The sequence below is a fragment of the Streptomyces sp. NBC_01276 genome, assembly GCF_041435355.1.
In the GTDB taxonomy this organism is placed as follows: Bacteria; Actinomycetota; Actinomycetes; order Streptomycetales; family Streptomycetaceae; genus Streptomyces.
On record NZ_CP108442.1, the window covers coordinates 6889824 to 6905658 of the forward strand.

Here is a 15835-nt window from a genome sequence, read left to right on the forward strand (position 1 = left end):
AGACTCCGTCAACGAAAGAAATGAGACACCTGATGTCTGGATACCGCATGCCGGCCGAGTGGTCCGAGCACGAGGGCTGCCTGATGGCCTGGCCCGTCCGCGAGGACCTGTGGGGAAGCGTGCTGGACGACGTGAAGGAGGAGTACGCCAACGTCGCCCGCGCCATCGCCGCCTTCGAGCCCGTCACGATGGTCGCCCCGCCCGGCCACGGCGAGGACGCCCGCGCCCACTGCGGGGACGACGCCGCCGTCACCGTCATCGAGCTGCCGATCGACGATTCCTGGTTCCGCGACTCCGCCCCGCTCTTCGTACTCGACGGCGACGGCAACCGCGCCGGCGTGGACTTCCGCTTCAACGCCTGGGGCGGCAAGCACCACCCGTTCGACGCCGACGACCGGATCAGCGCCCTGCTGCTGGAGCACGTCGGGGCCGACCGCCACACCTCCGACATGATCCTCGAAGGCGGAGCGATCACCGTGGACGGAGAGGGCACGCTGATCACCACCGAGCAGTGCCTGCTGCACCCCAACCGCAACCCCGGTATGACCCGCGACGGGATCGAGGCCGAACTGAAGGCCAGGCTCGGGGTCACCAAGGTCATCTGGCTGCCGTACGGCGGCCTGCTCGACACCGAGACGGACGGCCACGTGGACGGCGTCTGCGCCTTCGCCGCGCCCGGCACGGTCGTCGTCTCCCTGCCGTCCGACCCCACCCACCCCGACTACGCCCGGATGCGTGCCAACCGCGCGGTGCTGGAAGCCTCCACCGACGCCCACGGCCGCCGACTGGAGATCGTCGACGTGCCCCAGACGGCGTTCGCCGACCTCGCCGACGGCGAGATCGAGGTCTCCTACCTGAACTACTACGTCGCCAACGGCGGAGTGGTCGTCCCCGTGGCCGGGCTGCACCAGGACGAGGACGCCCTCGCGGTCATCGCCTCCGCGTACCCCGGCCGCAAGGTCGTCGGGGTACGGGCGCTCGCCATCGCGTTCGGCGGCGGCGGGGTGCACTGCATCACCCAGCAGATCCCCGCCCCCCGACGCCCGGACACCGCTTCCTGACCAGGCGCCGAACGCTCCCGGCGGACCGCCCCGGCGGTCCGCCCGCTCCTCCCCCCGCCCCCCTCACGGACCAGAGAGCGTGACGATGACGACCTCCCCACCCCGCGCGAGCAGACGCCCGTACCGTCTGCCCTCACGCCGCCCGGCGGCCCTCCCCGCCGCGACCGCCGTCCTGGCCTCCCTCGCCCTGCTCGCGGCCTGTGCGGGGCCGCCCAAGGGCGGGGGCGCCGTCACGGACGCCCACCTCTCCGCGTCCACCCCGCCGGCCCGGGGCGAGATCGACTCGTTCAGCTGGGCCGTGTACGCGGAGCCGCCCACGCTCGACTACACGGTGGCCTTCGACTACCCGCAGAACACCATCCTGTCCAACGTGTGCGAGAGCCTGATGCGCTGGACCCCGGCCCTCACCACCGAACCGGGTCTCGCCGAGAAGGCGTCCAACCCCGACCCCACCACCTGGGTGTACGACCTGCGCCCCGGCGTGCGCTTCCACGACGGCAAGGAGATGACCGCCGACGACGTGGTGTTCAGCCTCGGCCGTCAGATCGACCCCGACAACGCGGCCGCCTGGGCCCAGGTCTTCCAGAACGTCTCCGCGATCACCAAGACCGGCCCGCTCCAGGTCACCGTCACCCTCAAGAAGCCCGACTCCCAGTTCCCCCAGTACATGGCCTCGGCCGCCGGAGTGGTCGCCTCCAAGGCCGGCGTCGAGGCGGCGGGCAAGGACTACGGCACCACCGGCGGACTCGCCTGCACCGGCCCCTTCCAGCTCGGCACCTGGAACAAGGGCCAGTCGATCGAACTCGACCGCTTCGACGGCTACTGGGGCACGAAGGCCAAGGCGAAGAAGGCCGTCTTCCGCATCCTCACCGACCCCTCCGCCCGCACCAACGCGATGCTCAGCGGCGAGGTCGACGGCGGCTACCTGATCCCCACCGAGAGCTACGCCCGGCTGCGCGCCAGCGGCGCCGGCACCCTCTGGTTCGGCGAGGGCCTCAGCACCGTCAACGTCAACATCACCAACATGAACGGCCCCCTCGGGGACGTCCGCGTACGCCGGGCGCTGTCCCTGGCACTGGACCGCACCGGATTCGTCAAGGCCGGACTCGCCGGCGCCGGCACGGTCACCGGCTCCCTCACCACCCGGGCCGCCTGGGCCGCGGCCCCCGAGTCCACGCGGAAGACCGCCTTCGACGGACTGCCGCCGACCGGCCAGGACATCGAGCGGGCCAAGGCCCTGGTCAAGGAGGCCGGAGCCACCGGCAGGACACTGACCATGGCCACCAGCTCCATAGGCCAGGACGTCTCCCTCCTCGCCACCGCGGTCCAGGCGGCGGGCAGCCGGATCGGCCTCGACGTCCGCCTCAGGACCATCGCGCCCAACGCCTTCAGCGCACTGTTCACCGACCCCGGGGCGCGCGAGGGCATCGACATGTTCCCGCTCACCTACTACGACTCGATCACCGACCCCCTCGACCTGCTGTCGAACTTCAAGACCGGCGCCTACATGAACTTCGCCGGCTACAGCGACCCCGAGTACGACCGGCTCGTCGAGCAGGCCGCCGGCACCTACCCCGTCGAGGAGCGGACGGCCGTCGAGGCCGAGCTGCAGAAGCACGCGGCCGAGCAGCTGCTGTGGATCCCGGTCGCCGAATGGCCGACCGCGATGTTCCAGGGCAAGCGCATCACCGGAGCGCCCACGACGATCTCGTACATGTACCAGCCGTGGGCCGCCGGCGTGGGGGCCGCACAGTGAACTTCGTCCGCTTCGCCGTACGCCGGGTGGCGGAGATGGCCGCCACCCTCCTCGTCGCCTCGTTCGTGGTCTTCGGGGCCATGTACCTGGCGCCGGGCAGCCCGGCGAGCTTCCTGCTCGCCGGCCGGTCGGCCTCACCGGAGGCCCTCGCCTCCATCAACGCCCAGTACCACCTGGACGACCCCTTCCTCGTACGCTACTTCCGCTGGCTCGGCGACATGCTGCAGGGCGACTTCGGGCGCTCGATCACCTACCGCACCGACGTCTCGCGCCTCCTGGCCGACCGGCTCCCCGTGACGCTGTTCCTGATCGCCATGGCCCTCGTCGTGGTCGTCGCGGCCGGCCTGCTGCTGGGCCGGACCGCCGCCGTCCGGGGCGGGACGACCGACTCCGCCATCCTCGTCACCACCACGTTCGCCGTCGGCACCCCGTCCTTCGTCGCGGCGGTGCTGCTCCAGGGCCTGTTCTCCGTCCGCCTCGGCTGGTTCCCCAGCAGCGGCGGCGGCGACGGCCTCGGCGACATGCTCCGCCACCTCACGCTCCCCGCGATCGCCCTGGCCCTCTACCTCATCGGCATGCTCGCCCGGGTCACCCGCTCGGCGATGCTCGAAGCCCTCGACAGCGACCACGTCACCGTGGCCCGCAGCCGGGGGGTCCCCGAACGCCAGGTCATCCGCAGGCACGTGTTCCGCAACTCCCTCGGCACGGTCCTGACCACCGGCGGACTGATCGTCTCGACCCTGCTGGTGTGCACCATCCTGGTCGAGACCGCCTTCAGCATCGGCGGGATCGGCCAGCTCCTCGAACTGTCCACCACCACCAAGGACTTCCCGACCGTCCAGGCGATCTCCCTGATCGTCGTCGCCCTCTTCATGGTCGTGAACCTGATCGTGGACCTGCTGCTGCCCCTGGTCGACCCCCGGGTCGCCCTCGGAGCCCGGGAGGCCGCCGCATGACCGCCGTCCTGACGCGCCGACCGGGCCTGTCCCGGATCCGTGCCACCGGTTCCCCGCTCCACCTCGTCTGCCTCGGCCTCGCCGCCCTGGTCGCCGTCGCCGCCGTACTCGCGCCCTGGGTGGTGCCCCACGACCCCAACGCCGTCGACCTGGGCAACGCCCTCGCCGGACCCTCCGCCGCGCACCCGCTCGGCATGGACGCCGCCGGCCGTGACACCCTCTCCCGGCTGTTGCTCGGCGCCCGCACCTCCCTCCTCGGTCCGCTGGGCGTCGTCGTCTTCTCCACCGTCGCCGGCATCGCCATCGGCATGACCGCCGCCTGGCGGGGAGGCTGGCTCGACTCCGTCCTGTCCCGCGGCACGGAACTGGTCTTCGCCTTCCCCGGCATGCTGCTGGCCATCCTGATCATCTCGGTATACGGCGAGGGCCTGCTCGCCCCGGTCATCGCACTCGCCGTGGCCTACACGCCCTACGTGAGCCGGCTGACCCGTTCGCTGGTCCTGGCCGAGCGCGCCCGCCCGTACGTCAGCGCGTACCGGGTCCAGGGCCACTCCGCCCCGCAGATCTGCCTGCGCCACATCCTGCCCAACATCGCCCCCGTCGTCCTCGCCCAGTCCACCATCAACTTCGGCTACGCCCTGATGGACCTCGCGGGCCTGTCGTTCCTCGGACTCGGCGTCCCCGCCCTCACCCCCGACTGGGGCCGCATGGTCTTCGACGGGCAGACCGCCATCCAAGCCGGCTACCCGCTTTCCGCGGTGCTGCCCTGTGCCTTCATCGTGCTGACCGTCGTCGCCTTCAACGTGGTGGGCGAGCGGTGGGCCGACCGTGTCTCCAGGAGGGGCCGATGAGGCCGACGCCCACGCTCGACGTCCGGGGCCTGAAGGTCACCCTGCCCGGCACCGCCCGCCCCGTCCTCGACGGGGTCGACCTCACCGTCGGCGCCGGGGAGACCGTGGCCCTCGTGGGCGAATCCGGCTCGGGCAAGAGCATCACCTCCCGCAGCGCGCTGCGCCTGCTGCCGCCGGGCGCGGTCGTGGAGGGCGAGGTGCGGGTGGCGGGAGAGGACGTCCTCACCATGGACGCCGCCCGACTGCGACAGGCGCGCGCCGGCACGGTGGCCATGGTCTTCCAGGACCCGCGCGCCGCCGTCAACCCGCTGCGCCGCATCGGTGACTTCCTGACCGAGGGCGTCACCCTCGCCGGGGCCATGAGCGCTGCGCAGGCCACGGCCCGGGCGGTCGAACTCCTGGGCGCCGTCGGGCTGGACGGGTCCGTCCTGCGCAAGTACCCCGGTCAGGTCTCCGGCGGCATGCTCCAGCGCGTCGTCATCGCGGCGGCCCTGATGGGCGACCCCGTGCTCCTGATGGCCGACGAACCCACGACGGCGCTGGACGTCACCAGCCAGGCCGAGGTCATAGCCGTCCTGGCCACGCTCCGCGAACGCTTCGGCACCGGACTGCTGTTCGTCACCCACGACCTGGACCTCGCCGCCGCCATCGGCGACCGCGTCTACGTCATGTACGCGGGACGGATCGCCGAGAGCGGGCCGGCCGACGTCCTCTTCGCCCGCCCCAGACACCCCTACACGGCAGCCCTCCTCGCCTCCACCCCCAGGATGGAAGGGCCCCGGGGCCGGCTCGCCGCCATCGACGGCCAACCGCCCGACCTGCGCGAGCCGTTGAAGGGCTGCGCGTTCGCCGCCCGCTGCCCCCTCGCCACGGAGGTCTGCGACGAGCGGGCTCCGCTGCCGTCCCCGGCCCCCGGCCGGCCGGACCACAGCGCCGCCTGCCACCACAGCGACCAGCTCGAAGGGAGCGTCGTCGATGCCTGAGAACGTACTGGAGGTCACGGGACTGCGCCGTTCCTTCGGAGCCGTCCACGCCGTGGACGACGTGTCCTTCACCCTCCCCCAGGGGGGATCGCTGGGCATCGTCGGCGAGTCCGGCTCCGGCAAGACGACCACCGCCCGGATCGTCGTCGGCCTGGAGCGCGCTGACGAGGGCGAGATCCTGGTCCGGGGGCGGCCACGGGGCGGGCAGCCGCGCGGCCGGGCGGCGCGGCTGGCCCGCGCCCGTGAGATCCAGATGGTCTTCCAGGACCCGTACCTCTCCCTGGATCCGCGCACCGGCGTCGAGGCGGTCCTGCGCGAAACCCTGGGCCTGCACTTCCCCGGCCGCGATCACACCCCGCGGGTACGGGAACTGCTCGACCAGGTGGGCCTGGGCTCCCGGGCCGCCGACGCGCTCCCGCGCAACCTCTCCGGCGGCCAGCGCCAGCGCGTCGCCATCGCCCGGGCCCTCGCCGTCGAACCTGCGGTGCTCATCCTGGACGAGGCGGTCGCCGCGCTCGACGTCTCCGTCCAGGCGCAGATCCTCAACCTGCTGGCCGACATCCGCGAACAGACCGGGATCGGCTTCCTCTTCATCACCCACGACCTCGGGGTCGTCCGGTGCGTCACCGACGAGATCCTCGTGATGCGGCACGGCGCCGTGGTCGAACAGGGGAGCACCGAGGAGGTGCTCTCGGCGCCGGGCCACCCGTACACCCGGCTGCTCCTGGAGTCCGTACCCCGGCCGGGGTGGGATCCGCAGGCCATCGCCGCGGCCCGGCGGGCGCTGTAGGGGGCGCCGGTCACCCGGGAGGAGCGGGTCCCGTCCCGGCCGGGCCCCGCTCCCGGCCGGGTCAGCCGCCGGGACGCACGCCGGCGGCGATCGTACGGATCAGCGCGCGCAGCACCGGGCCGGGATCCACCGCGGAGCCCAGTGACTCCGCGGCGGCCAGGCCGTCCACGGCCGCCGCCACCGCCTCGCCCAGCGGGCGGGGGTCGACGCCCCCGCCCCGCTCGTCGGCCAACACCCCGAACAGCGTGACGAAACAGCCCCGCCAGCGGGAGTACTCGGCTTCGAGGGACTCCCGGACCCGCGCGTCGTTGAGGGCGTGCCAGTGCAACGCCGAATGGAGGTGGGAGAGTTCCGCGCCCTCGGGCCGGGACAGCAGCTCCAGCACCCGTTCGGAGCGCTGCGCGAACGACCCTTCCCCGGAGACGGCCGCCTCCAGGGGGTGGATCCACTCCGGGCGGATGTCCGCGATGACCGCCAGGACGAGATCGGTCCGGTCCTGGAAGTGGTAGTGGCACATCCCGTGCGAGACGCCGCACAGCGCCGCCACGTTGCGGGTGGTGAAGCGTTCGCTCATGCCTCCGGCGAGGAGGGTCCGTGCGGCGGCGATCAGCCGTGCCCTGGTCTGCTCGCCCTTCGCGGAGGCCCGGGGTCGTCCCGCGCGGGCGGGGGGCGTGGTCGGGGCCGGAGAGCCCTGTGCGGAAGGTGCCATGGCGTCACTCTAACGAGGCTCCAGGCCGCGACCTGGGGCTTTTCCCGATCCTCCGGAACGACCTCGTCCAAACTATTGACCGAGCGCTTGGCCAGTTTTACTTTTCGAGTCAACCCCGCTGCCAGGCGGGGGAGTTGGCATCCCCCCAAGGAGACCTCCATGAGCGATCACGCATTCCGTCCGCCCGCCCGCGGCATGGACCGGCGCAGGTTCCTCGCCGCCGCCGGTCTCACCGCCGCGGCCGCCGGGGCCACCGCGCTGACCGCGGCCGAGGGGCGCGCCTCGGCGGCCCCCCGACCCGCCCGCGCGGCGGCGGGGGCGTTCAGCGTGCCGATCGAGGACGTCCGCCACACCCGTACCTGGATGGCCTGGCCGGACAGCACCTCCATCTGGGGCGGCAGCCTCAGCGGGGTCCAGTCGGACATCGCGCTCATCGCCCGCACCATCGCCAAGTACGAGCCGGTCTACCTGTGCGCCAACTCCGGCAGCGCCGCCAGGGCCCGCCGGCTGTGCGGCCCGACGGTCACCGTCGTCACCACCATCCCCGTGGACGACTGCTGGATGCGCGACAGCGGCCCGGTCTTCCGTACCGACGGCGCCGGCGGACTGGACGCGGTCGGCCTGAACTTCAACGGCTGGGGCAACAAGCAGACCCACTCCAAGGACGCCCTGGTCGCCGGGCGGATCGCCTCCTACGCCGGCGTCCCGTTCACCGCCGCCGGCCTGGTGGGGGAGGGCGGCGCGGTCGAACAGGACGGCGCCGGCACCCTGATGGCGACCCGCAGCAGCCTGGTGAACCGCAACCGCAACCCCGACACGTCACAGGCGCAGATCGAAGCCGCTCTGTGCGCCGCCTACGGCGCCTCCAAGGTGATCTGGTTCGACGGCGTGACCGGCCAGGACATCACGGACGACCACGTCGACGCCACCTCGCGCTTCCTCGCGCCCGGGAAGGCCCTCGTCCAGATGCCGTTGGCCTCGGACAACGACGTCTACGCCGAGGACGCGCGCCGGCAGTTCCAGGTCCTGTCCGGCGCGACGACCGCGGGTGGCGCCCGCATGACCGCCGAGAAGCTCCAGGGCCCCGACTACGACCTGATCCGCTCCACCAACCGGGACTTCCTCGCCTCCTACGCCAACTACTACGTGTGCAACGGCGCCGTCATCAGCGGCCAGTTCGGCGACACCCGGGCCGACGCGGCGGCGCGGGCCACGCTGACGCGCCTGTTCCCGGGCCGCGTCGTCGAACGGCTCGACATCGACCGTCTCGGCACCGGCGGCGGCGGCATCCACTGCGTCACCCAGCAGCAGCCGGTGCCGTAGCGGACCCACCGCCCGACGGAGTGCGGGGCCGGCCCGCCCGCCCCCGGGCGCCGTTCAGCGCGGGTGCGCCCCGGGGGCGGGCGGATGGGGGAGTACCCGCGCGATGACGAGGGCGGCGTCGTCGGCCGCGTCACGGTGACGCAGGGCGGCCAGGAGCCGGTCGCAGGTCGCCTCCGGGGGGAGGTCCGGATCGGCGAGGAGGCGCAGGAGCAGGTCGAGGCGGTCGTCCAGGGCGTCGTCACGGGTTTCGACGAGACCGTCGGTGTAGAGGACCAGCCGGTCGCCGGGCAGCAGGTCGAGGACGGTGGACGTGAACCCGGCGTCGCCGAGGCCGCCCGTGCCGAGCGGCACTCCGGCCGGAAGGTCGGCCAGCGCGGGGGCCTGCCCCGACCTGACGACGACCGGGGGCGGGTGGCCTGCGAGGGCGACGCGGCAGCGCGAGCGGTGCGGGTCCCAGGTGGCGTAGACGCAGGTCGCCATGGTCCCGTCCAGTTCGGCGGTGATGTGGTCGAGGTGGCGCAGGACCCGTGCCGGGTCGAGACAGAGGTCCGCAAGGGTGCGGGTGGCCGTGCGCAGTTGGCCCATGGTGGCGGCGGCGTGGACACCGTGTCCCATCACGTCGCCGACCACGAGCGCGGTCTTGTCCCGGGGCTGACGGATCGCGTCGAACCAGTCGCCGCCTATCCCGCTCGCCGCCACCGCGGGCTGGTAGCGGTAGGCGATCTGGAGACCGGCCGCCCGCGGCGGGGGGTGGGGCAGGAGGTGCCGCTGCAGGGTCAGGGCGGTGTCGGTGGCGTGCTGGTACCAGCGGGCGTTGTCGATGGCGATGGCGGCGCGGGTGGCCAGCTCGCCGGCCAGGGTGACGTCGTCCTGGTCGAAGGGGAGCGGATTGCGGGTGCGCAGGAGGCCCAGGGCGCCGAGGACCTGGCCGCGGGCGGTCAGCGGTACGGCCAGGTAGGAGTGCGCGCCCTCCCGGCCGAGGAGCTCCGCGGCGGCCCCGTCGCGCGCGATGTGTGCCAGGTCCGCACCGGTGACGTGCGACACCAGGACGGGACGTCCGGTGCTCACGCAGCGGGTGACCAGGCGCTCGGCCGGGTACGTGGTGCGCTCGCCCACCGGGTCCGTGGCCCGGACGGCGTCCGTCCCGTAGGACGTCGCCACCGCGAGGGCCATGAAGAGCGCCTGCCCCGTCCGGGGGCCGGGCGCCGTCGCCACGCCGCCCTCCAGGACGGAGTCGAGGACGTCGACCGAGGCGAGGTCGGCCAGGTCGGCCACGACGAGGTCGGCGAGCTCGCGGGCCGTGCGCTCCAGGTCCAGGGTGGTGCCGACGGTCACCGACGCCCGGGCGATGAGGCCGAGGCGCCTGCGGGCCTCGGTGGCCTCCCTGGCCGCCCGGTAGCTGTCGGTGACGTCCACGACCACCAGGGCGACGCCGATCACACGCCCGCCCGGGTCCTCCAGCCGGTAGTACGAGCCCGACCAGGCATGCTCATGGTCCGGGTCCGCGGGTGTGCGCCCGGTGCCGTACTGGTCCAGCAGCGGTGCGCCGGTGTCCAGGACCTGACGCATGGAGGCTTCGATCGTGTCGGTGTCCAGGAACGGCAGGGCCTCGTGCGGCGTACGGCCCAGGAGCTCCTCGGAGGGCAGGCCGTTGATCCGCTCCAGCGTCGGGTTGACCAGGACGTACCGCAGGCCCGTGTCCAGCACCGCCAGCCCGAGCGGGGACTGCGCCACCAGCGGCACGGACAGCGCCAGGTCGCGCTCCACGCCCCGCAGGACGGTCTCGTCGCAGGCGATACCCAGCGCGTACACGCCGCCGTGTTCGTCCTGCAGCCGCATGTTGCGGAACTCCACCAGCCGCGAGGAACCGTCCTTGTGCCGCACGGGGAAGACGCCCGCCCAGGCGCCGCCACCCGACATGACCTTGGCGAACAGCTCCAGCACCAGGTCGACGTACTCGTCGGCGACCAGCAGCTCGGCCGCGTGGCTGCCCAGCGCGTCCTCGGCGGACCAGCCGAAGAGGTCCTGTGCCTGGGGGCTCCACAGGGTGATCCGCCCCTGGGCGTCCAGGACCACCGCGGCCACGCTCAGTACGTCCAGCAGGCCTCCGGCCTCGGAGGGAACCACTCCCACGGGGCCGGGCCCGGCCCGCAACGCCTCGGGCGTGACCATGACCGGACCTCCTTCGCCCGCTGCGGCAGGTCTCGGACCCGACGATCCGCTCCCCACTCGCCCGTCGGCCCCATCCTCCTCCCGCCTACCCCGGACGACATCCTTTACCGGCGGGCGGCTGCCCGGCCGGCGGGCTCCGACCCCGTGATGGTGTGGCCGCCGTCACATCGCAGGGGTGTCACGTCCGGCCCCACTGCCTTGTCCCCACTGCAGAAGCCGGAGAAGGGACAGTCAGAATGAAGACAGTCATCGTGTGCGCCTCCGTGTCACACGGCAATACGCGTCGTGTCGCCGACACCATGGCCCCGGTACTGGGCGCGAAGGTCGTCTCCCCCGAGGAGGCCGGCCCGGCGGAGCTGGCCGGGGCCGACCTCGTGGGATTCGGCTCGGGCGTCTTCCTCGGCAGTCTCCACCCCCGTCTGACCGACTTCGTCAAGGCGCTTCCCGCCGGGCGGGGCCGGGCGTTCGTGTTCGCCACCAGCGGGCTCCCCGAGATGCCGTTCGCGCCCTTCACCCGCCCCCTGGTCCGGCTCCTCGAAGGCAAGGGCTTCGAGGTGGACGGGAGCTTCTCCTGCCGGGCGTTCGACACGTGGACGCCCTTCAAGCTCGTCGGCGGCATCAACAAACAGCGGCCGGACGCCGAGGACCTGGCCGCCGCGCGCGCGTTCGCCGAACGGCTGCGGGGCGGGACCCGGGGGTGAGGTCCTCGAACCGGATCACCGACGTACGTCCCGACGCGTCGAAGGCGGTCCGGTCGCGGGGCGTGGGTCGCGCGGCGGGGGCGGGGGCCGGTCAGTAGACGTCACGGACGTAGCGCTTGTCGCCGGCGAGCTGCCGGACGTACGCGGCAGCCGATTCCTCGTCCATGCCGCCGTGCGCCGCGATGATCTCGTGCAGGGCCCGGTCCACGTCCTTGGCCATACGGCCGGCGTCGCCGCAGACGTAGAAGTGCGCGCCGTCCCGCAGCCACCGCCACAGACGAGGGCCGTGCTCGCGCATCCGGTCCTGCACGTAGATCTTGTTGCGCTGATCGCGCGAGAAGGCGACGTCGAGCCGGTCGAGGTGGCCGGAGGAGCGGAAGGCCGCCAGCGTCTCACGGTGGTAGAAGTCGGTGGCCTCGCGCTGCTCGCCGAAGAACAGCCAGTTGGGGCCGGTGTGTCCCTTCGCCAGGCGGTCTTCCAGGAATCCGATGAACGGTGCCACGCCGGTACCCGGACCGACCATGATCATGGGTGTGGCGGATCCGGCGGGCGGGCGGAAGTGCGGCGACCGCTGGACGAACACCTGTACGGGGCCGTCGTCGGCGCAGTCCGCCAGATAGGTGGAGCAGACGCCCGAGCGGTCGCGGCCCGTGTCGTTGGTGTAGCGGACGACGGACACCGTCAGCCGGACCTCGCCCGGGTGCGCGAGCGGGCTGGAGGAGATGGAGTACAGCCGGGGCTGGAGCCGCTTGAGGACGCCGGTCCACTCGGCGGTGGAGGCCCGGACGGGGAAGGCGCCGATGACGTCGGCGGCCTGCCGTCCCCAGCTCCATTTGGCCAACTCGCCCTTGTTGTCGGGGCGCAGCAGCCGCTGGAGGTCCCGGTCTCCGGTACGGGTGGCGACGAACCTGAGGAGTTCCGGGGTGATGCGGGCGATGTCGAAGCGGGTCCGCAGTGCCTCGCGGAGGGGCAGGTGCGCCCCGTCGGGGAAGGCGATGTCCTCGTCGGGGTCGAGGCCGGTGAGGGCGAGCCATTCGGCCACGAGGACCGAGCCGTTGGCCGGCCATACGCCGAGGGCGTCACCGGGCTCGTAGGCGAGCTCGCCGTCGCGGGTGTCGAAGGCGAACTGCCGCACCTCCTTTTGTGATCCGGGCAGGCTGAGCAGCCGGTTCCCGATCAGCAGGGTCGCGAACGGAGAGGCCTTGGAGTAGCTGCCGGGCGCCGCCGCACCTGTGGTGACGACCCCGGCGGAGGTGGCGGATGCCGTCGCGGGCTGTCGGCCGGCCGATGGGGCGAGGGCGGCGGTGATCCGGTCGAGCCACTGCCCGGTGGCTTCGTCGTAGTCGGGTTCGCAGTCGGTGCGGGGGTGCAGGCGGGTGGCACCGAGTTCCGCGAGGCGTTCGTCCAGGCGGCGCCCGTGGCCGCAGAAGTCGTCGTAGCCGGAGTCGCCGAACGCCAGCACGGCGTAGCGCAGGCCGTCCAGCCGGGCGGCATCGGGGGCGGCGAGCGCCTGCCAGAAGCCGGCGCCGTTGTCAGGACTGTCGCCGTCGCCGAAGGTGCTGGTGACGATCAGCAGGTCACTGTCGGCGGTGAGCTGCGCGGGGGTGAGGTCGGCCATGGAGAGCAGGGCCGGGGCATGGCCGGTCCCGGTGAGACGGGCGGCCGCGGTGGCGGCGAACTCCTCGGCGTTACCGGTCTGCGAGGCCCACAGCACGATGAGCCTGCGGGTCGTGACGACTTCGGGGGAAGCGGTGCCGGCCCGGTCGGGGGAGGCGGGGGCGGTGGGCGTGGTGGCCGTGTCCGTGGCCGTGCGGGAGAACATACCGGCCAGCACGCCGTCCACCCACCGCGCCGTCGCGGGGGCGAAGGGCGCGGTCGCGGGCAGTACCGGGACGCCGCCGGGCGGTGCCAGCGTGACGCCCGACAGGTATCCGGAGAGGTAGGTGCGCTCCGGCTCCTCCAGCGCCGGTCCGGTGAGGTCGGTGAGGCCGAAGAGGGCGGCGAGGGCGGACACGGCCGTGGCCACGCCTCCGGCCTGCGACTGCTGCGCCGCGACGGACGGGACGGCCGCGACGGACGGGATGGAGGGGGCGGACGGGGCGGCGGGCGCGGGCACGGCAACGGCCTCCTCGGGCTCCCGGGCGGCCACCACGCGCAGCGCCACGGCGCAGGCCTTGAACTCGGGCTGGAACGAGACCGGGTCGACGGCGTCGTTGGTGACGGCGTTGATGCTGAGGTACTCCCCGAACAGGTCGTTCCAGTGGAACGGTGCGAAGCAGTTCCCCGGGCGCACGCGGTCGGTGACGACGGCGGGCAGGACGGCGCGACCGCGCCGGGAGGCGACCTCGACGTGGTCCCCCTCCTCGGCGCCCATCGCGGCGGCGTCCTCGGGATGGAGCTCGACGAACGGGCCCGGGTTCAGCTTGTTGAGCCTGGCCACCTTGCCGGTCTTGGTGAGGGTGTGCCACTGGTGCTGCAGGCGGCCCGTGTTCAGCACGAACGGATAGTCGTCGTCGGGGAGTTCGGAGGCGGGCAGGTGGGGACGCCCCAAGAAGTGGGCACGGCCGGTGGCCGTGGGGAAGGCCAGCCGCGGCCGGGTCCCGTCCGCGCGTTCCAGGAGGGTCTGGCTGACGCCGTCGTTGAGGTAGCGGATCGGGTTGCGGTCGTCGCCGTCCTCGGACGGCGCCGGCCACTGGACCGGGGTCTCGCGCAGGCGCCGGTAGCCGACCCCGCGCAGGTCCCAGCCGGTCTTCGGGTTCCAGGCCCGCTTGAGCTCGTCGAAGACCTCCTCGGCGCTCGCGTACGTGAAGGCTCCGGTGAATCCCATCGCGCGGGCGACGCGGGCGATCAGCTGCCAGTCCGGCAGCGCCTGCCCGGGCGGGTCGACGACGCCCTGGACGAGGGTGAGGTTCCGCTCCGAGTTGACCATGACGCCGTCGGACTCCGCCCACAGCGTGGCGGGCAGCACCACGTCGGCGTACGCGTTCGTCTCCGTCTCGGCGAACACGTCCTGCGTGATGACCAGTTCGGCGGCCTCCAGGCCGGCGATGACGGACTTGCGGTTGGCGACCGACGCGACCGGGTTGGTGCAGATGATCCAGCACGCCTTGATGTCGCCCGCGGCCATCCGCTCGAACATCTCCACCGTCCCGCGCCCCACCTCGGTGCGCAGCGTTCCGGCCGCGATGCCCCACAGCTCCTCGACGAAGGCGCGCTCCTCGTCCACGAGGACGGAGCGCTGGCCGGGCAGCCCCGGGCCCATGTAGCCCATCTCGCGGCCGCCCATCGCGTTCGGCTGGCCGGTCAGCGAGAAGGGGCCGGAACCGGGGCGGCAGATCGCCCCGGTGGCGAGGTGGAGGTTGACCAGGGCGTTGGTGTTCCAGGTGCCGTGCGTGGACTGGTTGAGCCCCATGGTCCAGCAGCTCATCCACTCGCCGGCCTCGCCGATCCACCGCGCGGCCTGCCGGATGTCCGCTTCCGGTATCCCGGTGATCTCGGCGACCTTCGCCGGCGGGTAGTCCGCCAGGAAGCCGGGCATCTCCTCCCAGCCGTCCGTGAACTCGGCGATGAACGTCTCGTCCGTGTTCCCGTCCTCCACCAGCAGGTGCAGCAGCCCGTTCAGCAGCGCCAGGTCCGTTCCCGGCTTGATCTGCAGGAACAGGTCGGCCTTGTCCGCGGTGGCGTTGCGGCGCGGGTCGACGACGATCAGCTTGGCGCCGGCCGCCTTCACCCGGTCCATCATCCGCAGGAACAGGATCGGATGGCAGTCGGCCATGTTCGCGCCGATCACGAAGAAGGCGTCGGCCCGGTCGAAGTCCCGGTAGGACCCGGGGGGTCCGTCCGCGCCCAGCGAGAGTTTGTAGCCGGAGCCGGCGCTGGCCATGCACAGGCGGGAGTTGGACTCGATCTGGTTCGTCCCCACGAACCCCTTCGCCAGCTTGTTCGCCAGGTACTGCGCCTCCAGCGACATCTGCCCGGAGACGTAGAAGGACAGCGCGTCGGGGCCGTGCTCGTCGAGGATCGAGCGCAGCCGCCCGGCCACGGCCGTGATCGCCGCGTCCACGTCGGCCTCCACGGGCTCGGCGCCGCGCTCGGCGCGGACCAGAGCCGTGGCGGCCCGCCCGGCGGCGGCCATCATGTCGGCGCTGGTCGAGCCCTTCGTGCAGAGCCGCCCGAAGTTCGTCGGGTGGTTCTTGTCCCCGGAGGCCTTCTCGGCGGTCCGCCGGCCGGTGGCGGGGTCCCGGCCGATGCCGAGCAGGATGCCGCAGCCGACTCCGCAGTACGAGCAGACCGTCCGTACGCTCTCCGCCTTCGCATCCGGCGTCGTCACCGAGACTCCTTCCCCAGGGCCACCGTCCTCGCCCCGCGCGAACCGGGTGAGCCGCGGCAGGAGTGGGGAGGTCCCCACGGCCACGACCGTAGGAAGAGCGCATTACCGGGCGATCACGCCCCGCGGGTGCCGCGTGTAAACCGGCCCGCACACCGCTCGCCCCCTCGGTGTGAGCGCCACGGCGGTGACCGGCGCGACGCGCC

At 72.8% G+C, this 15835-nt stretch carries 11 protein-coding genes; 8 read left to right on the forward strand and 3 right to left on the reverse strand.

Translation table 11 applies throughout. The features are described from left to right. Nucleotides 1-32: 32 nt before the first annotated feature. The 6 genes from OG295_RS31075 to OG295_RS31100 all read left to right on the forward strand — a co-directional run bounded on the left by OG295_RS31075 (nucleotide 33) and on the right by OG295_RS31100 (nucleotide 6397). On the forward strand, nucleotides 33-1061 hold the full coding sequence (locus OG295_RS31075; RefSeq protein WP_371679925.1) for an agmatine/peptidylarginine deiminase: 1029 nt from the start codon (nucleotides 33-35) through the stop codon (nucleotides 1059-1061). Nucleotides 1062-1146: 85 nt separating this feature from the next. Then, nucleotides 1147-2817, forward strand: a complete 1671-nt coding sequence (locus OG295_RS31080) for an ABC transporter substrate-binding protein (protein ID WP_371679926.1) — start codon at nucleotides 1147-1149, stop codon at nucleotides 2815-2817. Further along, on the forward strand, nucleotides 2814-3773 hold the full coding sequence (locus OG295_RS31085) for an ABC transporter permease (RefSeq protein WP_371679927.1): 960 nt from the start codon (nucleotides 2814-2816) through the stop codon (nucleotides 3771-3773). Before OG295_RS31080 ends, OG295_RS31085 begins: the two co-directional genes overlap by 4 nt. Next, a complete protein-coding gene (locus OG295_RS31090; RefSeq protein WP_371679928.1) occupies nucleotides 3770-4624 on the forward strand; it encodes an ABC transporter permease in 855 nt (284 codons plus the stop codon). Before OG295_RS31085 ends, OG295_RS31090 begins: the two co-directional genes overlap by 4 nt. Further along, nucleotides 4621-5607 carry an ABC transporter ATP-binding protein gene (locus OG295_RS31095; protein ID WP_371679930.1) on the forward strand — a complete coding sequence of 329 codons (987 nt, stop codon included), beginning with the start codon at nucleotides 4621-4623 and terminating at the stop codon, nucleotides 5605-5607. Before OG295_RS31090 ends, OG295_RS31095 begins: the two co-directional genes overlap by 4 nt. Further along, nucleotides 5600-6397, forward strand: a complete 798-nt coding sequence (locus tag OG295_RS31100) for an ABC transporter ATP-binding protein (RefSeq protein WP_371679932.1) — start codon at nucleotides 5600-5602, stop codon at nucleotides 6395-6397. The genes OG295_RS31095 and OG295_RS31100 overlap by 8 nt, the downstream gene beginning before the upstream one ends. Nucleotides 6398-6458: 61 nt before the next feature. On the opposite strand, the gene OG295_RS31105 is transcribed toward OG295_RS31100, so the two are convergent. Continuing rightward, on the reverse strand, nucleotides 6459-7106 hold the full coding sequence (locus tag OG295_RS31105) for a TetR/AcrR family transcriptional regulator (protein ID WP_371679933.1): 648 nt from the start codon (nucleotides 7104-7106) through the stop codon (nucleotides 6459-6461). A gap of 159 nt (nucleotides 7107-7265) precedes the next feature. Here OG295_RS31105 and OG295_RS31110 point away from each other — a divergent pair, with 159 nt between their 5' ends. Further along, complete coding sequence (locus OG295_RS31110) at nucleotides 7266-8429, forward strand: agmatine/peptidylarginine deiminase (protein WP_371679934.1); 1164 nt, start codon at nucleotides 7266-7268, stop codon at nucleotides 8427-8429. 54 nt (nucleotides 8430-8483) lie between these two features. On the opposite strand, the gene OG295_RS31115 is transcribed toward OG295_RS31110, so the two are convergent. Next, complete coding sequence (locus tag OG295_RS31115; RefSeq protein WP_371679935.1) at nucleotides 8484-10601, reverse strand: SpoIIE family protein phosphatase; 2118 nt, start codon at nucleotides 10599-10601, stop codon at nucleotides 8484-8486. Nucleotides 10602-10837: 236 nt separating this feature from the next. Here OG295_RS31115 and OG295_RS31120 point away from each other — a divergent pair, with 236 nt between their 5' ends. Beyond that, the gene (locus tag OG295_RS31120; RefSeq protein WP_371679936.1) at nucleotides 10838-11302 is read left to right on the forward strand and encodes a flavodoxin family protein; all 465 of its coding nucleotides are present in this window, start codon (nucleotides 10838-10840) and stop codon (nucleotides 11300-11302) included. Between the two features lie 91 nt (nucleotides 11303-11393). On the opposite strand, the gene OG295_RS31125 is transcribed toward OG295_RS31120, so the two are convergent. Then, nucleotides 11394-15632: a molybdopterin-dependent oxidoreductase gene (locus OG295_RS31125; protein ID WP_371679937.1), complete on the reverse strand. Its 4239-nt coding sequence runs from the start codon at nucleotides 15630-15632 to the stop codon at nucleotides 11394-11396. Nucleotides 15633-15835 lie beyond the last annotated feature (203 nt).